This is a genomic window from Luteibacter sp. NPDC104163 (assembly GCF_055584245.1).
In genome coordinates this window covers 70,914-90,454 of the sequence record NZ_JBVJMK010000009.1, presented here as the reverse complement: position 1 = coordinate 90,454, position 19,541 = coordinate 70,914, and the positions used below count along the sequence as shown (strand labels likewise).

Annotated in this window: 19 protein-coding genes and 1 tRNA gene; 7 read left to right on the top strand and 13 right to left on the bottom strand. The window is 66.3% G+C overall.

The genetic code is table 11. The features are described 5' to 3' along the window. The first annotated feature begins 35 nt into the window (after positions 1–35). The gene (locus tag ACZ6YI_RS12970) at positions 36–1,145 is read left to right on the top strand and encodes a hypothetical protein (protein ID WP_465779023.1); all 1,110 of its coding nucleotides are present in this window, start codon (positions 36–38) and stop codon (positions 1,143–1,145) included. A gap of 10 nt (positions 1,146–1,155) precedes the next feature. Here the strand turns inward: ACZ6YI_RS12970 and ACZ6YI_RS12965 are convergent. Then, positions 1,156–1,231 (bottom strand) — tRNA-Ile (locus ACZ6YI_RS12965). Positions 1,232–1,371: 140 nt separating this feature from the next. Between ACZ6YI_RS12965 and ACZ6YI_RS12960 the strand changes: the two genes are divergently transcribed. The 4 genes from ACZ6YI_RS12960 to ACZ6YI_RS12945 are packed head-to-tail and all read left to right on the top strand — an operon-like array spanning position 1,372 to position 5,413. After that, the gene (locus ACZ6YI_RS12960; protein ID WP_465779022.1) at positions 1,372–2,079 is read left to right on the top strand and encodes a DUF3348 domain-containing protein; all 708 of its coding nucleotides are present in this window, start codon (positions 1,372–1,374) and stop codon (positions 2,077–2,079) included. Positions 2,080–2,089: 10 nt separating this feature from the next. Further along, entirely contained in the window at positions 2,090–4,378 is a 2,289-nt protein-coding gene (locus tag ACZ6YI_RS12955) for a DUF802 domain-containing protein (protein ID WP_465779021.1), read from the top strand. Then, entirely contained in the window at positions 4,375–5,025 is a 651-nt protein-coding gene (locus ACZ6YI_RS12950; RefSeq protein ID WP_465779020.1) for an OmpA family protein, read from the top strand. Before ACZ6YI_RS12955 ends, ACZ6YI_RS12950 begins: the two co-directional genes overlap by 4 nt. Further along, the gene (locus ACZ6YI_RS12945) at positions 5,015–5,413 is read left to right on the top strand and encodes a DUF2894 domain-containing protein (protein WP_465779019.1); all 399 of its coding nucleotides are present in this window, start codon (positions 5,015–5,017) and stop codon (positions 5,411–5,413) included. The genes ACZ6YI_RS12950 and ACZ6YI_RS12945 overlap by 11 nt, the downstream gene beginning before the upstream one ends. On the opposite strand, the gene ACZ6YI_RS12940 is transcribed toward ACZ6YI_RS12945, so the two are convergent. The 5 genes from ACZ6YI_RS12940 to dtd all read right to left on the bottom strand — a co-directional run bounded on the left by ACZ6YI_RS12940 (position 5,388) and on the right by dtd (position 9,856). Then, on the bottom strand, positions 5,388–6,077 hold the full coding sequence (locus ACZ6YI_RS12940) for an NYN domain-containing protein (protein WP_465779092.1): 690 nt from the start codon (positions 6,075–6,077) through the stop codon (positions 5,388–5,390). The two genes, ACZ6YI_RS12945 and ACZ6YI_RS12940, sit on opposite strands and share 26 nt — an antisense overlap. A gap of 298 nt (positions 6,078–6,375) precedes the next feature. Continuing rightward, complete coding sequence (locus ACZ6YI_RS12935; protein ID WP_465779018.1) at positions 6,376–6,786, bottom strand: VOC family protein; 411 nt, start codon at positions 6,784–6,786, stop codon at positions 6,376–6,378. Positions 6,787–6,817: 31 nt separating this feature from the next. Then, positions 6,818–7,267: a helix-turn-helix transcriptional regulator gene (locus ACZ6YI_RS12930; RefSeq protein WP_465779017.1), complete on the bottom strand. Its 450-nt coding sequence runs from the start codon at positions 7,265–7,267 to the stop codon at positions 6,818–6,820. 95 nt (positions 7,268–7,362) lie between these two features. Continuing rightward, positions 7,363–9,234, bottom strand: coding sequence for an RNA polymerase sigma factor RpoD (rpoD, locus tag ACZ6YI_RS12925; RefSeq protein WP_465779016.1), 1,872 nt, complete (start codon positions 9,232–9,234; stop codon positions 7,363–7,365). Positions 9,235–9,412: 178 nt separating this feature from the next. Further along, a complete protein-coding gene (gene dtd, locus ACZ6YI_RS12920) occupies positions 9,413–9,856 on the bottom strand; it encodes a D-aminoacyl-tRNA deacylase (protein WP_465779015.1) in 444 nt (147 codons plus the stop codon). 56 nt (positions 9,857–9,912) lie between these two features. Between dtd and ACZ6YI_RS12915 the strand changes: the two genes are divergently transcribed. Then, a complete protein-coding gene (locus tag ACZ6YI_RS12915) occupies positions 9,913–10,818 on the top strand; it encodes an LpxL/LpxP family acyltransferase (protein WP_465779014.1) in 906 nt (301 codons plus the stop codon). On the opposite strand, the gene ACZ6YI_RS12910 is transcribed toward ACZ6YI_RS12915, so the two are convergent. The 4 genes from ACZ6YI_RS12910 to ACZ6YI_RS12895 all read right to left on the bottom strand — a co-directional run bounded on the left by ACZ6YI_RS12910 (position 10,793) and on the right by ACZ6YI_RS12895 (position 15,433). Further along, positions 10,793–11,116 carry a tetratricopeptide repeat protein gene (locus ACZ6YI_RS12910; RefSeq protein WP_465779013.1) on the bottom strand — a complete coding sequence of 108 codons (324 nt, stop codon included), beginning with the start codon at positions 11,114–11,116 and terminating at the stop codon, positions 10,793–10,795. The two genes, ACZ6YI_RS12915 and ACZ6YI_RS12910, sit on opposite strands and share 26 nt — an antisense overlap. Continuing rightward, complete coding sequence (locus ACZ6YI_RS12905) at positions 11,113–13,053, bottom strand: ArnT family glycosyltransferase (RefSeq protein WP_465779012.1); 1,941 nt, start codon at positions 13,051–13,053, stop codon at positions 11,113–11,115. Before ACZ6YI_RS12905 ends, ACZ6YI_RS12910 begins: the two co-directional genes overlap by 4 nt. Positions 13,054–13,171: 118 nt before the next feature. After that, positions 13,172–14,173, bottom strand: a complete 1,002-nt coding sequence (locus ACZ6YI_RS12900; RefSeq protein WP_465779011.1) for a glycosyltransferase — start codon at positions 14,171–14,173, stop codon at positions 13,172–13,174. 3 nt (positions 14,174–14,176) lie between these two features. Then, a complete protein-coding gene (locus ACZ6YI_RS12895) occupies positions 14,177–15,433 on the bottom strand; it encodes an O-antigen ligase family protein (RefSeq protein ID WP_465779010.1) in 1,257 nt (418 codons plus the stop codon). Between the two features lie 153 nt (positions 15,434–15,586). On the opposite strand from ACZ6YI_RS12895, the gene ACZ6YI_RS12890 reads away from it, so the two are divergent. Beyond that, positions 15,587–16,714: a glycosyltransferase gene (locus ACZ6YI_RS12890; RefSeq protein WP_465779009.1), complete on the top strand. Its 1,128-nt coding sequence runs from the start codon at positions 15,587–15,589 to the stop codon at positions 16,712–16,714. Here ACZ6YI_RS12890 and rsmB read toward each other — a convergent pair. The 3 genes from rsmB to def are packed head-to-tail and all read right to left on the bottom strand — an operon-like array spanning position 16,684 to position 19,442. Beyond that, a complete protein-coding gene (gene rsmB, locus ACZ6YI_RS12885) occupies positions 16,684–17,994 on the bottom strand; it encodes a 16S rRNA (cytosine(967)-C(5))-methyltransferase RsmB (RefSeq protein ID WP_465779008.1) in 1,311 nt (436 codons plus the stop codon). The genes ACZ6YI_RS12890 and rsmB overlap by 31 nt on opposite strands. Beyond that, a complete protein-coding gene (fmt, locus tag ACZ6YI_RS12880; RefSeq protein ID WP_465779007.1) occupies positions 17,991–18,935 on the bottom strand; it encodes a methionyl-tRNA formyltransferase in 945 nt (314 codons plus the stop codon). Before fmt ends, rsmB begins: the two co-directional genes overlap by 4 nt. A gap of 3 nt (positions 18,936–18,938) precedes the next feature. Continuing rightward, on the bottom strand, positions 18,939–19,442 hold the full coding sequence (gene def, locus ACZ6YI_RS12875) for a peptide deformylase (RefSeq protein WP_465779006.1): 504 nt from the start codon (positions 19,440–19,442) through the stop codon (positions 18,939–18,941). Positions 19,443–19,541: the final 99 nt, after the last annotated feature.

The following is a 19,541-nucleotide window of genomic DNA, read 5'->3' as shown; positions in this document are numbered from 1 at the left end:
CTACGCCTTAATGCCGCGCGGTAGAATGGCTCTGCATGGTCAAGAAAGCCCTTACCGCGAGCGATGCGCCGAACGTCGATAGCCTCCGGCCCGTATCGACGAGCCAAAAATCCTTCCATACGCTGGTGACAAGGATCAAGGAGCGGCGCGCCACGCTGGCTGACTGGGAAGCGTACCGACTCGAGTTCAACCGGAAGTACAACGGTGAACTCGCGCCGCGGCGCCATAAGCTGGATGAGGTTCGCTCTCAGCTTATTCAGCGGCTCGACCAATCGCACGATATGAGGGAGCTCACCAAGGCCGAGCGAAGGATCGTCGCGGAGCTCATCACGCACTTCGCCGATCAGGTGCTCATGTGGGTGGATGATCCCGTCGTCGCGGAGATCCACGGACGCTACAACGCGTCACCTCGTTCGGACGTAGCGAACGTTCCGGTGGAGCATAAGCCCACGTACCACCAGGTGCCTGCCGACGACCTTACCGAGGACGTCGATGCGAGCTCACCTGAGGAGGCTATGCGGCGAATTCAGGAGCAGCTCGACGAGCATGAGCGCCGCGAAGAACAGCAGCGCCAGGCGCGCGAGGACGCTCAGGCCGGACGCAGGAAGGCGCAAGGGCGTAAGGCAACCAGGGAGCGTGCACAGGCCGAGAAAGATGAAGCCCATGTTTCGCTTCGGGAGGTTTACCGCAAGCTCGTAAGCGCGTTGCATCCCGATCGCGAGGCCGACCCGGTCGAGCGCGCCCGGAAGGCGGCGCTAATGCAGCGGGTCAATCGCGCATATGCGGGTCGAAGCCTGCTTGAGTTGCCGGAGATCCAGCTTGAGCTGGAGCACATCGATCAGGCCGCGATCGATAGCGTGAGCGCAGAACGCCTCAAGCGATGGAACGCGGTTCTCAAGGAACAACTCCGCGAGCTCGACCAGGAGTTGCTCGAGGTGGATTCGGAATTTCAGATGCGCTGCGGACTAAAGCCGGCCGGGAAGACTTCGCCAAAGATTATTAAGCGCGCGCTCAATGAATACCTTGCCGATGTGAACAGCTTCATCCAGCTGTTCGAGCGAGACCTCAGTGTGTTCGACGATATCGAGCGACTTAAGCCGTGGCTTAGGGAAATGAAGTCGCACTTGCAGTCACATTTGACGTAGCAGAGCGCAATGGTGGGCCCACCAGGATTCGAACCTGGAACCAAGGGATTATGAGTCCCCTGCTCTAACCGTTGAGCTATAGGCCCCCTGCGGGACGGGGGAGTGTACCGAATCGCTGTAGCGGCTGGCGCGCTAGCCGCGAACCGATCTCGCACGGATTGATACCCGGTCGCCGGCCAGCCCGTTACCTTCTTAGGGTAAACTGTCCGTTTTTTAGCGACTTAGCATGCAGCAAAGCCCTCCACGAGCGGCTATCCGCGGATCGACCTTCGTGCGCCTGCTGGCGCGCCTGGGGGAGGTCGACGCGGGCCAGCCTGGCGGTTCCCTGCCGGACCGGCTGAGCCAATGGCTCAGCTGGACGCAGTCGATCGCCCTCTCGTCGGCGCTGGATGGCAAGGTCGCCCCGCTCGATGAACCTCCGCAGGGCGAAATGCCCAACGACGCCCTGCTGGCCGGTGCCCGTGCGGCGCTGGTCGAGGCGATCACCGATGAGCAGGCTTGGGGCCGTGCCCGGAGCCGGGCTATCGCCCGGGCTGGTGCCGTGGAGGGCGATCCCGACCACAAGGTCGATTACTCCGCCCTCCGCGAGCGCTACCTGCTGATGCAACGCTCGATTCAGGGCACCACCGGCAAGCTGCGTGGTGAGCTCCGGGACCATCTGGCCATGGCCTCGCCCGAGCTGGCGCGGCTGGCCGAGGTGGATGGGGTGATGGAAGGGGCGCTGAGCCCGCGCGAGCAACGCCTGCTGGGCGGTGTGCCCGCGCTGCTCGAAGCACGTTTTGAAAAGGCGAGGAAGGCTGCGGAAGAGGGCGCCGGTACCACGGGTATCTGGCTCGATCTTTTCATCCGCGAGATGCAGGACATCCTGCTCGCTGAACTCGATGTACGTTTTCAACCGCTGGAAGGGCTGCTCGCCGCCCTTCACGGCTCATAACTGGTAAGTCATGCGCAGAAATTTCCTCCACTTCGCCGTGTTCGTGGCCGGCCTCGCCATCGTGTGCTGGGTCGGTATCGGCTACGTTGGCTCGAATCCGCTGGGTGCGCTGGTCGCCGCCCTCATCGCGCTGGGTTACCTCGCGGGTGCGATCGAGCTCTTCCGCTATCGCCAGGCGACGGCATCGCTCGATGCGGCCGCCGCGGATCTGAGCACGACGCCGGCGAGCCTCGCGGAATGGCTGGGCAAACTTCACCCGAGCCTGCGCCATGGCGTACGCCTGCGTGTCGAAGGTGAGCGTGCGACGCTCCCTGCGCCCGCGTTGACGCCGTACCTCGTCGGCCTGCTGGTGCTGCTCGGCATGCTCGGCACCTTGCTCGGCATGATGGCGACGCTGCGCGGCACGGGTATCGCCCTGGAAAGCGCGACCGACCTGCAGGCCATCCGCGGCTCGCTGGCCGCGCCGGTGAAGGGTCTTGGCTTCGCGTTCGGCACCTCGATCGCCGGTGTCGCCACCTCGGCCATGCTCGGCCTGCTATCCGCGCTGGCGCGTCGCGAGCGCATGGCCGCCGTCCAGTCGCTCGACCTCAAGGCCGCGACCACGCTGCGCGTGTTCTCGCAGGCCCACCAGCGCGAGGAATCGTTCCGCCTGCTCCAGCAGCAGACCGAACTCATGCCCGCACTCATCGATCGCCTTCAGTCGATGATGGCCACCATCGAGACGCAGAACGCGAGCACCGGCCAGCGCCACGCGGATAGCCAGGATGCTTTCCACAGCAAGGCTGAGGCGACGTTCGCGCGCCTTGCGTCGTCGGTGGAGCAGTCGTTGAAGGAAGGCGTTGCGGATAGCGCGCGTGCTGCCAGCGCGGCATTGCAGCCGATCTTTGAAACGACGATGGCGGGCATCGCACGCGAGACCGCGGCGTTGCACGACAGCGTCAATAAGGCGGTCGAACGCCAGCTCGACGGCATCACCGCGGGCTTCGCGAACACGACCACGAGCGTCACCGCGGCCTGGAGCGAAGCGCTCGCTACGCAGCGCAAGGCCAGCGAAGCGCAGGCGCAGGACCTTCGCGGTGCGCTCGAAGCGTTCACGTCGGGCTTCGAGCAGCGCTCGGCCACGATGGTAGACACGGTCGCCACGCGCTTCGACGCGACGGCGAAGGCATCGAGCGACGCTTCCACCGAGGCCCTTGCCCGGCACATCGATGCCGTCGAAGGCCTTGTCGCGAAGCAGGCGACGACGAACGAAGCCCTTGTCGCCCGCCACGAGCAGACCATGGACACCGCCTCGAAGGCCTTCACCGAGCAGGCCGCTGCGCTGGTCGACACGGTGCAGAAGGCGCACGGCGAGCTGCAGGCCACGCTCGTCGCCCGCGACAGCGAGCGCCTCACGGCTTGGACGGATGCGCTGCAGGGCATGTCCTCCGCGCTCGCCGCTGACTGGAAGAAGACGGGCGAAGACGCCGCCGCGCTCTGGAAGCGCGCTGGTGAGGAAGCTACTTCGCAGTGGACCCGTGCCGGCGACGACGCCATCGCCCAGTGGAATCGTGCCGGTGATGATGCCGTCGCCCAGTGGAACCGCGCAGGCGGTGAAGCCATGGCGCACTGGAAAGAGGCGGGTGAAGCGTCCGCGGCACAGCAGGCCGCGATGCGCGAGGCACTGGCGAAGACTGCCAGCGACATCACCGCGCAGTCGCAGGAACACGCCAGCGCCACCATCGCCGAGATTTCCCGCCTCGTCGATGCCGCATCGGAAGCGCCCAAGGCGGCTGCCGATGTCGTCGCTGAGCTGCGCGAAAAGCTTTCCGAGAGCATGGTGCGCGACACGGCCACGCTGGAAGAGCGCAGCCGCCTGCTCGAAACCGTCGAGACGCTGCTCAGTGCGGTGAACCACGCGTCGACCGAACAGCGCGCCGCCATCGATGGCCTGGTCACGACCTCGGCCGAGCTTCTCGAGCGTGTCGGTACGCGCTTCATCGAACAGGTGGAAGGCGAGACCGGCAAGCTCGAGGGTGTGGCGGAACGGATCACCGGCAGCGCCGAGAACGTCGCCAGCCTGGGTGAAACCTTCGGCAGTGCGGTGCAGGTGTTCGGCCAGTCGAACGAGGCCCTGCTGGCGCGCCTGCAGGAGATCGGCGAAGCGCTCGACCGCTCGCTGGTTCGCAGTGACGAGCAGTTGGCGTACTACGTCGCGCAGGCACGCGAGGTGGTCGACCTGAGCGTGCTCTCGCAGAAGCAGATCCTGGAAGACATGCAGCAGCTCGCTTCGAAGAAGAACGGGGCGGCTAAGGCATGAGCGACGAGCTGGACATCGACGGCGAATCGAACGCCCCGATCTGGGCCGCCTTCGGCGACCTGATGTCGGTGCTGCTCGGTGCGTTCGTCCTGATCCTGGTCGGCGTCATCGGCATGCAGCTCCAGCTCACCAGCAAGCTTGAGCAGGAGACGAAGCAGCGCCAGGAAGAGCAGCAGCGCCGCGTTACGCTGGAGCAGGCGCTCGCCGCGCCGCTGGCATCGGGCCGCGTGACGCTGGTCAATGGCCGTATCGGCATCAGCGGTAACGTGCTCTTCGCGCTCAATTCCGATCAGTTGCAGCCGGAAGGCCGCGATGTGCTCAAGACCATCGCCGGGCCGCTCACCAGCTACCTGAAGTCGCGCGATGAAATCCTCATGGTTAGCGGCTTTACCGATGACCAGGCCGTGCACGAAGGCAACCGCCGGTTTACGGATAACCTCGAGCTTTCTGCCGAGCGCTCGCTCACCGTCACCCGTGCGCTGATCGCTGAGGGCGTGCCGTCGTCGTCCGTATTCTCTGCGGCGTTCGGTGCCGAGCAGCCGGTGAGCTCCAACAGCGATGAAGCCGGCCGCGCGAAGAACCGCCGCGTAGAGATCGCGCCGATTCCCCGCCAGTCAGCGACAGATTCAAAGGCCCATGGACCGTAAGTCCCCCAGCCCGCTCGGCGACCTGCTAGGCCACCTCTCGGCCCAGAAAAGCCCGTCCGTCGACCTCGACGCCGAGCTCGCTCGCGTGCGCAAGCTATGGGATCGCACCCGCACCCGCAGCCAGCTGCAACAAGCCGAACTGCACATGCCCGAGATGGAGAGCACCGGCCCGCTCAACTCCGCCGCGCTAGTACACCGCGCGATGGAGCTGATGCGTGAGCTATCACCAGGCTACCTGCAGCACTTCCTGTCGTACGTCGATGACCTGACGTGGATGGAGCGTTTGACGGTTGCAGCAGCGCCCACTTCGAAAGAAGTGCCGCGCCCGGCGACGATTGGTACGAAGAAGCCGAAGGCTCGCGCTAAGCCGAGGAAGCCTCGGACATAGTTGCGCTGGCGTTGACCGGGTTAGCCGATGCATCGTTTGCTGCTTCAGTCCACGATTTCGGGCATGCGATTGTCCCGCCGCCAGGCAGTGAGATAGTTCGTGCGAACTGCGAGCGCAGAAGGTGCGTCGTTCTTACAAGTCGAACGAAGTCAGCGTGTTGGCGTAAGTCCGCTGCGGGGCTTGCCACGGGGCAGAGAATGCCAACTATTTTCCCCATTCCTCTAACGATTCTAAGCGCTTCGGCTAGGTCTGAATCATTTGAGAGGACGACGGCGCAGTCATATGCATTCTCCCACGCATCGTTGACCATGTGAACGGCAAGGTTTACGTCGGATCCCTTCTCCTCGCGTGACCAGATTCTCACGTGCGAACTTGCCGAATCGATCGAGGGTTCAACGAGGCGTGCTCGCCTCTGCCTTTCGCGGAACGTACCAAAGTGAAGCTGTACGCCGCTCGCTCTCAGCGCTTGAATATAGATGTCCTGTCTCGTCGACTTCTCGGGATCCGCGGTGGTATCGGACACTCTGGCCGTAAAATAGCGGATCATAACGACATCGTTATCCTCGCGAAGGGCCGCGCGCGCGAGCGAAAAGAGGTCGAGCCACTTTACGTTTGCTCGACCCTCGAGGAGTCGATGAAAGAGATTGAATCCATCCACGTACACTGCGGTTCGCACTTTTCCTGTCCTTAGAAAAGGCAACGCCACCAACAAAGTGGTGGCGTGCGGCCCGGCGACCGAAACCGACGGGGGGGTGGGCGAATCATGAGCAAACGCGAGGTGGACGTCAATCAGGGATCCCCTACACAGAGCACGCGTATGGCTGACTTGATGCCTGGTCTCCGTTAGCTATACTGACGCCGCTGCCCTAGAGCTTCCTCTCCCAGCCAACCTTACTGGTGACGAAACTAGGTACGTGCAAAGGGACCCGCCGCGAGGCGGGTTTCTTGTTTTCGCAGCTTCTTCAAGCCGACTGCTGGATTCGGATCATGTTCCCCGCTGGATCACGCACCGCACAGTCGCGCACGCCATACGGCTGATCAGTCGGCTCTTGCACGATATCCGCCTGCTTCGCCTGCAGCTGTTCGAACGTAGCATCCAGGTTCTTGCTGGCCAGCAAGATGATCCCGAAGGTGCCCTTGGCCATCATCTCCGCGATGGTGCGGCGCTCATCGTCGGTCACGCCCGGGCTCGCCTCCGGCGGGTAGAGCACGATCGACGTCTGCGGCTGCCCGACGGGCCCCACCGTAATCCAGCGCTTCCCGCCATAGCCGACGTCATTGCGTACTTCGAACCCAAGGGTGTCGCGGTAAAAGGCGAGAGCAGCGTCGGGGTCGTTCTGAGCGAGGAAGCTGGCGTTGATCGAGATATCCATGGCGTTCTCCGTGTGGTCGAGGTCAGTGGGCTCAGTCTAGGTCGGTCTTACCCACCACCGCTTCTTGATTCCTGACGGGACGCGTCACGACCCGTGCCACGCACGACGGCATCCCCTCGGTCGCCGCCCCCTGCTTGCGCCGATAGGCCGCCGGCGACATGCCTACAAGCTCGGAGAAGCGCGTACTGAAGGTGCCAAGGGACGAGCAGCCGACCGAGAAGCAGGCATCGGTGACGCTGATGTCGCCACGCCGGAGCAGCGCCATGGCCCGCTCAACCCGGCGCGTCATCAGGTAGCTGTAGACGGACTCCCCATAAGCGGCTTTGAACTGCCGGCTGAGGTGGCCCGCCGACATGTGCACGCCGGCGGCAAGGGATTCGACATCCAGTGGCTGCGCATACTCACGATCGATACGGTCGCGGACGCGCCGCAAGCGTGCGAGGTCGCGCAGCTGTTTCGATGGGTCGGCAGGGCTGGCCATGCGCCGATCGTCGCAGGGGCCGATGGCTCGCTCAAGTGCCAAAAAAAACGCCCGCTTGCGCGGGCGTTTTCAACACTACAGGCGGCTCACCCGGATCAATCGATATCCAGGAACGACCGCAGCGTCTCCGAGCGGCTCGGGTGGCGCAGCTTACGCAGGGCCTTGGCTTCGATCTGGCGGATGCGCTCGCGGGTGACGTCGAACTGCTTGCCGACTTCTTCCAGCGTGTGGTCCGTGTTCATATCGATGCCGAAGCGCATGCGCAGCACCTTGGCTTCACGCGGGGTGAGGCCGGCGAGCACGTCGCGCACGGTTTCCATGAGGCCCGTTTCCGTCGCCGAATCGATCGGCGAGCTGGCGTTGGTGTCCTCGATGAAATCGCCAAGGTGCGAATCTTCATCGTCACCGATCGGCGTTTCCATGGAGATCGGTTCCTTCGCGATCTTCAGGACCTTGCGGATCTTGTCTTCCGGCATCTCCATTTCCTTCGCCAGTTCTTCCGGCGTCGGCTCGCGGCCGAACTGCTGGAGCATCTGGCGGGAGATGCGGTTGAGCTTGTTGATCGTTTCGATCATGTGCACCGGGATACGGATGGTGCGCGCCTGGTCGGCGATCGAACGGGTGATGGCCTGGCGGATCCACCACGTGGCGTACGTGGAGAACTTGTAGCCGCGGCGGTATTCGAACTTGTCCACGGCCTTCATCAGGCCGATGTTGCCTTCCTGGATGAGGTCGAGGAACTGCAGGCCGCGGTTGGTGTACTTCTTGGCGATGGAGATCACGAGGCGCAGGTTGGCCTCGACCATTTCCTTCTTGGCGCGACGGGCCTTGGCCTCGCCCACGGACATGGCGCGGTTGATTTCCTTGATATCGGTGAGCGGCAGGTACAGCGTGCGCTCGATCTGCGCCAGCTTCTCCTGCTCGCCATCGATGGCTTCGCGGAAGTTCTTGATGTTCGGCGACCACTTCTGGCGCTTGCGCGACAGGTCGGCGGCCCACTCGAGGTTGCCTTCGTTCGACGGGAAGCTCTTGAGGAACTCCGCACGCGGCATCTTCACCTGCTTGACGAAGATATCCATGAGGATGCGCTCGTGGTGACGGATGTCGTTCACCACTTCGCGCAGCTTGCGCACGAAGCTGTCGATCAGGGCCGACGGCAGCTTGAGGTTGAGGAACGCCTCAGACATCTGCTCGCGGATCTTCGCGACCTTCTTGTCGGCGATTTCGGCCTTCGGGGCCGACTTCTGGAACTTGGCGTGGAGCGAGCGCAGTTCTTCCATGCGGCGCTTCACTTCTTCCGGATCCGGACCGCTCGGGCCGGCTTCCTCGTCGTCGCCACCACCGTCGGTGGCGTCGTCGTCGTCATCGCTGTCGCTGTCGGCGTCGGCGACATCCGAGTCGGCGTCGGCCGCGGCGGCCTGCGCTTCGTCAGCCGCGGCTTCCAGGTCGGCGAAGCCGGCCAGGATTTCGCTGAGGCGGCGCTTGCCTTCCAGGTGCTGGTCGTACTCTTCCAGTAGGAGCTGGATGGTCAGCGGGAACGAGGCGAGCGCGGTCTGGACCTGGTTCAGGCCCTCTTCGATGCGCTTGGCGATGGCGATTTCGCCCTCGCGGGTGAGCAGTTCGACCGTGCCCATCTCGCGCATGTACATGCGGACCGGGTCGGTGGTGCGGCCCACCTCGGAGTCGACGGCGGAAAGCAGGGCCACGGCTTCTTCGGCGGCGGATTCGTCATCCGTGCCGGAGCCGGGGGCACCGCCATCGCTGATGGTGTCGGTGTCGGGCGCGGAATCGTGGACCTCAATGCCGACGCCCTTGAGCACCGCCATGATGTCTTCGATCTGCTCCGGATCGACGATATCGTCGGGCAGGTGGTCATTGATTTCGGCGTACGTCAGGTAGCCCTGCTCCAGGCCCTTGGAGATGAGCTGCTTGATTTCAGACTGTTGCTCGTGAGCTTTGTTAGTCATGCCGACCGCCGCGGGTTACAGGAACCGATCAGTATAGTCATTTGATGATTTTTTGACCAGTTTTCAAGTGGATTGGCCTCATCCGGGGGACGCAAGAATCGCGCCAGAAAGCCTTACAGGCCGGGCGGTTGCGACGGGATGGGGAAGAGAGCGGGGGACCTGGCCCCCTGGATACGCCTCAGCGCACCTCCAGGCGGAAGGTGACCGGGCCGTCATTGATCAGGTGAACCTTCATATGGGCACCGAAGCGCCCGGTTTCCACCCCTGGCGGGTGGGCGTCGCGCGCCAGCTCCACGAGCCGGTCGAACCAGCGCTGGGCTTCCGCCGGCGGGGCCGCCGTGGTGAAGCTGGGCCGCATGCCTTTGCGGGTATCGGCGGCCAGGGTGAACTGGCTCACCAGCAACAGACCGCCACCGGTCTCGGCCAGGCCGAGATTCATCTTGCCCTCGGCATCGGAGAACACCCGGTACCCGAGCAGGCGCTCGAGCATGCGCCGACACTGGGGTTCGCCATCGCCCGGCTCGACGGCTACGAGCGCAAGCAGGCCGGCGCCAATGGCGCCCACCGTTTCACCCTCGACATCGACTCGCGCGGATTCGACGCGCTGGATCAGTGCAATCATGGATTCTGTAGCGGCGGCTGGGCGCCAAGCTTAAAGGAGCGGTTACCATTCGGGGAATGCGTCCGGACATTTACCTCCTGTATCTCCTGCTGCGCCTGGTGAGCCTGCTGCCCCTGCGCACCGTGCATGCCATCGGCGCCTGGATCGGCCGCCGGTCGCTGCGTTCGAATTCCCGTAGTGCGCGCTATACCGCGACCAACCTGCGCCTGACCCGCCCGGAGCTCAGCCCGGACGCCCGGGCCGCGCTTCTCCGCCAGACGATGGAGGAAGAAGGCAAGGGCGCCACCGAAATCGCGGCGATCTGGGGCGGTGGCTCCGACAAGGCCCTCGGGCTGGTCCGCGAGGTGGTCGGCGGCGAGCTGTTCGAGGCTGCGCTGGCCTCGGGCAAGGGCGTGATCATCGCCGCGCCGCACCTGGGCTGCTGGGAGCTCCTGAACTACTGGCTGTGCAGCAAGACGCCCATGGCCATCCTGTACCGTCCGCCGCGCATCCAGGCGATCGAGGCTTTGCTACGCAAGGTCCGCGGGAAGCTGGCCCCAGAACAGGTCCGCGCGGAAGGCGCGGGCGTGCGCGCCCTGTTCAAGCGCCTTGGCGCGGGCGGTTCGGTAGGCATTCTTCCCGACCAGAAGCCGCGCGAGGGAGAAGGCGAATTCGCGCCCTTCTTTGGCGTCGATGCCCTGACCGGGGTACTGCTCCCCCGGCTCGCGTCACGCACCGGTGCCACGGTGCTTTTCAGTTTCGCGGAGCGCCTGCCGGACGGCCGGGGCTTCCGGATCCACGTGCTGCCGGCCCCGGAAGGGATCGCGGATGCCGACATGAAGGTGGCTTGTGCGGCGCTGAATCGCGGCGTCGAGCAGTGCGTCGCGATCGCCTTCCCGCAGTACCAGTGGCACTACAAGCGATTCACGGCGCACGACCGGCCGGACCCGTACAAGGTCAGCGCGGCTTCGACAGCCGGTTGAGGAACACGCTCATTTCCTTGCTGGCCTGGACATCGCCGCGCGTGGTGGCGACCTCGATGCCCTGGCGCCACGCTTCGGCAGCGCCCGCCTCGTCGTCCTGGGCGAGCAGTGCCTTGCCCAGCAGTTTCCACGCCGCGGAGTAGCCGGGGTCGAACCCAAGCGCCTCGCGGAACGACTGCGCGGCCTCCGCGTACTGGCCATCGGCGAGCAGCGCGTTGCCGATGGAGAAGCGCAGCAGCGCGCCATCGCGGACGCCGCCTACCTGGGCGCGCAGTCGTTCAATCAGCGGGTCGCTCATCGCACGGCAGCGCGCGTGCGCCAGTAATCGAGCGGATACAGCTGGGTCGGCACGCTGGGATCGGCCGGCACGCGGCCGGTCTGCAGGGCATCCAGCGTGGCCGCATCCCAGATCATCAGCCAGCCCGTGCGCGAGGGCTGCACCAGCCGCGCGTACCGGTACGCTTCCGCCGGCGGATGCTTGGCATACGAGACGATGAGGCCGTCGGGATGGTGCTGGGCGAAGTCGGCCAGCGAGTCACCATCATGCACCACGTCGTCGTCATCATCGTCGGTCGGCGGTGCCATGCCGGGCTGGACCTTGATCTTGGCGATGGGGTGCATCAGCCGGCCGGCGAAATGGTACTGGCCGTTATACGAGACGCCGAGGTTGCCGATGGGCCGTCCGGCTGCGTCGGCCTGCGCGAGGTAAAGCGACGCGGGTGTCAGGTCGTAGCGATACCACAGGCCGAGGGTGAACAAGGCATTGAGCGCCACGGTGCCGATCAGCCCGGCGAACGCCAGGCGGCGCATCTCACCCCGGCCCCGCAGCAGCAGGAGGGCGCCAAGCACGATGAACACCACGCCAAAGAAGCGGGCGTAGGGCGCCATGCCGGTAAGCCAGATATTGTCGGGGAACCGCGTGGGCACGACGGCCGGCATGGCGAACAGCACGATCGCCAGCAGGAAGGCGCCTACCGACAGGGGCCACGTACCCAGTGCCCAATGGTTGGCCAGCTTCGGGTGCCGCTCGCGCAGGTCGGCCACGCACGCCGCGACCAGCATGGTCACGCCACCGAGCTCGGGCAGCACGTAGTAGAGCTGCTTGCCGGTGATCAGCGAGAAGACGAGGAAGGTTGGCAGCAGCCAGCACACCAGGAAACGCAGCCCGGGTTCGAGCGGCTGGCGCAGCAGTGCGACGAACAGCGGTACCACCAGCAGCACGACCAGGACCTTGTCGAGCAGCGGCGGGAAGTGGGCCAGCGTGGACACCAGCAACAGCAGGAGCGCGACGGCGGCAACCACGATGGCCGCGCCGGCACCGGGGCGCCATGGCTTGCGGAACAACGTCGTGGGCAGCGCTACGAAGCCACGCAGCCAGCCGCTCAGCGGGAAGATGATGACCGGCAGGAACAGGAGGTAATACCAGGCCGGGCGCGCATGGTTCTGCAGATCCTGCGCGTGGGTATCGACGACGCGGCCCGCGGTCTGGGTGAAGAACAAGCGCTGACGGTACGCCTCGCCACCCGCTTCGCCGGCGGGAATGGCCCAGGCGATCAGCAGCGCGAAACCGATGAGCAGGCCAAGCAGGCCCATGCCGTACCAGCGCGCCTTGTTCTGCCGTGCCCAGTCATTCCACAACGGGCCGAGCAGGAACGGGAACACCACGTGCAGGGCCATGACCGGCCCCTTCGTCAGCAGGCCGGCGCCCACGACCAGACCGAACAGCCACCAGCGAGGCGCGGCCCGCGTGGCGGTCGGCGTCAGGCACAGCAGCGCGGCCAGCACCCACACGCAGAGCAGTACCTCGTACATGATCTGCAGGCCGAACAGGAACGCGTAGGCGAACGCCATGAGCAGCCACGGCGTGGCCTTGGCGACCCAGGGGCGCGCGGGGAACAGCCGCCCGGCCAGGACGGAGGCGAGCACCAGCTGCGCACCGCCGAAGATGACCTCGAGCACGCGCGGCCACACGTCGCTGACGCCGAAGATCGCCCAGCCGGCGTGGATCATCCAGAACAGCAGCGGGACCTTCTCGCTGTAAGGTTCGCCGTTGATATGGGGGACGAGCCACTGGTGGTGCGCCCACATATCCCACGCGACGGCCAGTGTCCGCGTCGAGAACATCGGCATGGGGCCGTGCGAAAAGATGGCGAGCAGGGCCATGGCCGCCCACAGCGGCAGCCAGGGCCAGAGGGCGCGAATGTGTTCCGAGCGGGTATAGGCGCTGTTGGACAAGGGCGTCGTTACCGTTAAAGGATCATGAATTCTAAACGCACGGGCGCGAGGATAGCTGACTTTACTGGTACAGCCTGGGCTGTCGCGGGCGCGTCTAGAGCCGTGCGGTGGCCGGGGTTCAGCGCCGCAGCAGGTCGTCGATGGCCTTGCCGAGCCGTTGCGGGAACCCGGCTTCGTTGGCTACGAACCAGCGCCGCGCGGCATCACCCAACGCGAACGCCTCGTCGTCCGGCATCCGGATGATCCGCTCGACGCATGCCTCGAGGGCCTCTTCGTCGAAGCGCCACAGGGTCGCCGCGTTCATCGTGCCGTTTTCGTGCGCCGCGACGCGCATGCCATGGTCGTCGGTGACCAGCTCGTTCATGGGCGCGCCGTCGGTCGCCAGGACGACGGCGCCGCAACTCATCGCTTCCACGATGTAGTGGCCCCAGCCCTCCGCTTCAGAGAGGCAGAGGTGGAACAGGTGGGCATTCTGCAGGCGCCGGATTTCCTCGATATCGGCGAGGAAGGTCACCTGGTGGTCGAGGTTGGGCGCGGCGGGCGGGCGGTCGCTCGCGGCGACGGAGGGTGACTGGTAGACATGCAGCGTCGGCCACTCGGGATGCCGGCGCCATACCTCGAGCAGGCGTTCCGTACCCTTCATCCGACTACCGCCGGCGAGGTGCAGGAACTCCCGATCCCGCGCCACGCCCTCGCGCTTACAATCCGTGCTGGTGAAGCCGATCTGCGCGGTGCGCATGCCGAGCCCCTGGAACGTATCCCGCGCGCTGTCGGTCTTGCACAGGACCGTATCGAACCGGTGCAGGTAACGCCTGTCGCGGCGGCTCATCCACTCGGGGTGCGGAATGAAGGCGTTTCGCCGGGACATGCCGAGATAACCGGGGTGGGCGTGCTCGATCGTCAGGCCGAGGTCGTAGCGAAAGGGACCCTTGCCGAACAGCCAGCGCAGGCGCATCGCCAGGATCTTGCCCCATGCCTTCCACGGGAGCCCGTGCGCACGTTGCGGCGTCCGGGTAACCGTGACGTCGTGGCCAAGGGCGCGCAGGGCGTCTTCGAAAAGACGGATATCGTGGGTCAGCCCGCGACCGTTGTCCCAGGCAATGAGGTTGATCGATGCCATGGCTTAGCGGGCCCTCTGGATGGATTCCCGTGGGGCGAGCATCCGGCCGATGTACACGGCCAGCCCCAGGGTCAGGAAGAAATAGAGCGAGTGCGGCATGGCGCGGTAGAACACGTTGTCGGTGAGGCCGCACAGCGCATACATGCCGGTCACCGCCAGGCCCGCGCAGGCGGGCATCGCCACGCCGTTGTCGCGGTGCATGGCGTGGCGGCCGAAGTACCAGAGTGCGGCGCCGAACATCACGAGGAGCAGCACGAGCGCGGGCAGGCCACCCGTGACGGCCCACTCCAGGTATTCGCTGTGCGGGTGGTCGTACTGCTCGATGGATCCCGCGGCCTTGCCTTCCGCGATGCGGCCGCGTGCATAGGTACCAAACTGGTTCAGGCCCACCCCGCTAAGCGGGTGCTGGGCGATCGCCGAGCCGGCATTGCGCCACATTTCCAGGCGTTCGCGCACGGCGCCGGTCGCATCGCTCTCGCTATAGGTGGAAACCTCTTCGGACACCTGTGCGAAGCGTTCCGCGACCTCGCCGTGCAGCGTGGTCGCCGCAACGCCGACGACGGCGACGCCGAGGACAAGCACGCCAATGGCCTGCCGCCAGCGCCGCGTGCGCCGGGCCTGGATGCACACCAGCAACACGAAGACCGGGATGCAGGCGAGGAGGGGCCCCCGGCTCTGGGTGAGCAGGGCACCGTAGAAGCCCATCGCCGCGAACACCCCGTGCAGCACGCGTTCGCCTGGGCGGAGTTCGAGACGGAGTGCCTGGATGATGGCGATCAGGGACAGCACGAGGATGAACATGCCGAACTCGATCGCGCCCCACAGGCCGTTGTTAATGCCGTAGGCGCGGTCGATGCCCTCGATGTAGTGCTGCTCCATGCAGATGAGCCCGAGCGCACCGGCGGAAGCACTGAACCCGAGGCGCAGGACGATGGGGCGCAATGGCGCGGCAAAACAGGCGGCGATGGGCAGGAACGCCAGGATGTGCGACGGGACGTCGAACTCCTTGAGCGAGATGTCGTGGGCCAGCGCGTTGGCAAGCCAGAACACGAACGCGAGCGCCACCGGGACGACGACCAGGGCCGCGCGGCGATAGGCGGCGCGGACCTCGGCATGCCTTGCGATCAGCCAGAGCCCGGTGAGCAGCAGGATGGCGGCGGGCACGGCCTTGGCCTTGAGCGGCACCGCGAACGACAGTGGCATGATCGCGATGAGCAGCGACAGGATCCATGGGCGCCACGCGTTGGGTTTGTCTTGCACTCGGCACCTTGCATCTGTGGTTGGCCCGGTGGGCCCGCTCGCACCGCGGCACAGAAGGCCGGGCTCACGAGACATGTTACTTTAACGGAGCGTGATGCCGTTCCGTGGGTGCACGGTGAGCCGGCCGCAATTCAGCTACCGCAAAGGTCGGGCATGAAGGTCCTCTTGACGAATTTCCACGCCGGGGACGGCGGTGGCCACACCACGTACGTCATGGGGCTGGCGCGAGGGCTCGCCGCACGGCACGCGATCCACGTGGCGGCGCCTCCGGGGAGCCGCCTCAATCGCGAGGCACGGCTTGTGCCAGGGGTGACGGTGCTCGACCAGCCGTTTCCCAACGGGCTGGGCAAGTTCGTGGCACGGCGCCGGGCGCTGCGCCAGCTGGCCGGATGGCTGCGTGAACATGAGCCGGACCTTGTCCACGTGAATGGCTCGGCGGACCATCGCCTGGTGATGGCCGCCGTCCGCGGGCTCCGCCGCCGGCCGGCGATCGTGCTCACCAAGCACAACTCGAAGCCGATGACCGGGGTCGGGCATCGCTGGCGCGCGCGCGTCGGGACCGACATGGTGATCGCCGTATGCGAGTACGTGCGCCGGCAACTCGCCGCTTCGCCGTATGCGCGGTGCCGCCTGGTGACCGTCTTCAATGGCGTGGACATCCACCGTTTCTCCCCGTCGACCACGATCCCGGCGGAGCGCGCCGCATGGCTCGCGCCGGCCGACGATGCGTCGGCACTCGTGCTCGGCAGCAATGCGGGCACGGCCCGCTACAAAGGGTGGATGGACCTGGTCGAGGCCCTGGCCTTGTTGGGGCCCGGTGAGCGAGAGCGTTTCCGCGTGGTACTTGCCGGTGGGCTGCCAGGTTCCGACGAGCTCGAGCGCATACAGGCGCTCGGCGTGGCGCACCTCGTGCATTTCACCGGCAGGCTGGACGATGTGCGGCCGATGGTCGCCGGCCTCGACGCGGGCTTCGTCCTGTCGTGGGATGTGGAGACCATCTCGTTCGCGTGTCGCGAAATGATGGCCATGGGCAAACCCGCCCTGGTCAGCGACTACGCGGGCCTTCCGGAAAACATCCGCGAGGGCAGCGACGGCTGGGTCGTCCCTGCACGCGACCGCGTGGCGATCGCAGAGGCCCTGCGTGGGATCTGGGCGCAACGTTCGGCGCTGCCGCAGATGGGTCACGCGGCACGTGCGCATGCCGAGGCCGCCTTCGGTCTCGAGCACTTCGTGGATGCGACGGAACAGGCTTACGCCGGGCTTCTTTCCAGCAGGGCGTAGTACATGCCGTCCAGGTCACCGTCGCCGGGCAACACCTGCCAGCCGATGGCCGCGGACTGGCCCACGGGAAGCGTGAACGGGATGGCCGAGGCATCGCTTTGGCTGGCGAGGAAAGCGCCGACGACGCCTTCGTTCTCCTCGCGAAGGAGCGAGCACGTGACGTAGAGCAGCCTGCCGCCCGGGGCCAGCGTTTTCCAGCATGCGGCGAGGATGCGTGCCTGTTGGGCGACGAGCGCCTCGATATCCGCCGCGCGGCGATGCAGGCGCACGTCGGGTCGGCGGCGGATCACGCCCGTCGCCGAACAGGGCGCGTCGATCATGATCCCGTCGAAGGGGCGGCCATCCCACCACGCGGAACTGTCACCCGCATCGCCCACGATGACCTGCGCATCCAGGTGCAGCCGCTCCAGGTTCTGCCGGATGCGCGCCGCGCGTGACGCTTCGAACTCCACGGCGAGCAGCGCGACGTCGGCGCGTTCGAGCACGTGGCAGGCCTTGCCGCCTGGCGCAGCGCAGGCGTCCAGTACGCGCTGGCCGTCGCGGGCATCGAGCAGGTCCGCCGGTACCTGCGCCGCACCGTCCTGCACCGCGAAGCGGCCTTCGGCGAAGCCCGGCAGGCGCGTGACGTCGGTGCTGTGTGGCAGCACCAGGGCGTCGGCCAGCCAGGGGTGGAGTGCGACCTCCTGCCCTGCGCCGGCCAGCCCGGCGGCCACCGCGTCGCGACTGGCGCGACGGCGGTTCACCCGCAGCATCAGCGGGGGCTCCACGTTGGCGGCGGCCATGATGGCGCTGGCCTGGGCTGGCCAGTCGCGCTCGATTGCCTTGGCCAGCCAGGCGGGATGCGCGTGCCGTGTAGCCGGCCTGGCGTCGAGTTCAGCCAGGAGCGTTTCGCGTTCACGCTGCCAGCGGCGCAGCACGGCGTTGACCAGGCCGGCGAGACGTGGCCGGCGCAGTTCGCGGGCCGCTTCGACGGTGGCGGCCACGGCGGCATAGCCGGGCAGTTCCAGGGTTTCGAGCTGGACGAGCCCGGTGACGAGCAGCGCGTGGATCACCGGTTCGTGCCGGCGGATCGGCTTGTCGAGGAGGCGGTCGAGCGCGGCGTCGAAGCGCGGCCACCAGCGCGCGCCGTCACTGAGGAGGGCGGTCAATAGGGCGCGGTCGCGTGGGTCGGCCAGCTTCGGCATCGCGCGATCGGCCGCCTCACGAAGCGAATGGCCGGATAGCGCGATGCTCGCCAGGGCTTCCGCGGCCAGTGCGCGGACGGACGGCGCCTTGCTCACGAAGCGGCCTGCTTCAGCTCCGGCCGTGCATTCAGGTAATCCGCGGCGCCGATGCGGCGGCCACCGGCGCGTTGCACCGCCGTGAGGCGCAGCGCGCCATCGGCGCAGGCGATATCGATGCCATCGCGCGTGGCGGCCAACACCGTCCCGGGGGCGGCACCGGTCCGTCCCTTGACGGCGCGTGCCGCCCAGATGCGCAGCCGCTCGCCGGCGACCTCGCCTTCCGCGACCGGCCACGGATCGAAGGCGCGCACCTTGCGCTCGAGCGCGATGGCCGGCTGGGTGAAATCGAGCCGGGCCTCCGCCTTGTCGAGCTTGTGCGCGTATTCGACCCCCGTATCGGCCTGTACACGAGGCGCGAGCACTTCACCGGCCAGCGTGCGGCGCAGGCCCTCGGCAAGCGCCTCGGCGCCCAGCGCGGAAAGGCGATCGTGGAGGGTGCCGCCGGTGTCGTCGGCGGTGATCGGTGTGCGCCGTTCGATCAACACGGGACCGGTATCGAGCCCTGCCTCCATCTGCATGAGGTCGACGCCACTCTCGGTGTCGCCCGCCAGGATGGCCCGCTGGATTGGCGCCGCACCGCGCCAGCGCGGAAGCAGCGAGGCGTGCACGTTCCAGCAGCCCAGGCGTGGGAGGGCCAGGACCTTGCGCGGCAGGATGAGGCCGTAGGCCACGACGACCATCAGGTCGGGTGCGTAGCCAGCCAGGCGTTCGCGGTCGGCCTCGGCCTTGAAGGATTCCGGCTGCTCGACGGGTATGCCCGCGGCCAGGGCGGCTTCCTTCACCGGGCTCGCCGCCAGCTTGCGCCCCCGGCCGGCGGGCCGATCAGGCTGGGTATAGACAGCCACCACCTCCGCACCGGAGGCGCGGCAGGCTTCAAGGCAAGGGACGGCGAAATCGGGGGTGCCCGCGAACACCACGCGCAAAGGACGGGCCGCCATGGATCAGGCGCTGGCCTTGCGCTGCTTTTCCATACGCTTCAGCAACATGCTGCGCTTGAGCGGGGACAGGTAGTCGACAAAGACCTTGCCGGCCAGGTGATCCATCTCGTGCTGGATGCACACGGCGAGCGGACCTTCCGCCTCGACGATGATCTCGTTGCCGTCCACGTCGTTGGCCTTCACCTTCACCTTGAGGGCGCGGGTGACATCGGCGTAGATGCCCGGGAACGACAGACAGCCTTCCTGATAGACCTGCTGGCCGTCCTTCTCGATGATCTCGGCGTTGATCAGGGCCAGCGGCTCGTTGCGGTCTTCGCTCATGTCGGCGACCAGCACGCGCTTGTGCACGTTGACCTGCGTGGCAGCCAGGCCGACGCCGTTGGCGGCGTACATGGTCTCGTACATATCGGCCACGAACTGCTTCAGCTCGGCGTCGAACGAGGTAACGGGCGCTGCGACGGTGCGCAGGCGCGGATCGGGGAATTCGAGGATGGTAAGGGTGGACACGGTGTCACCTTGAACGGTTGCGGGCCGGGGGAGGCGCGCCATGCCCGGAAAATTGCGGGCAAGTCGGCGAAAACCAAGCGCTTCGACCCTGTAGGATGC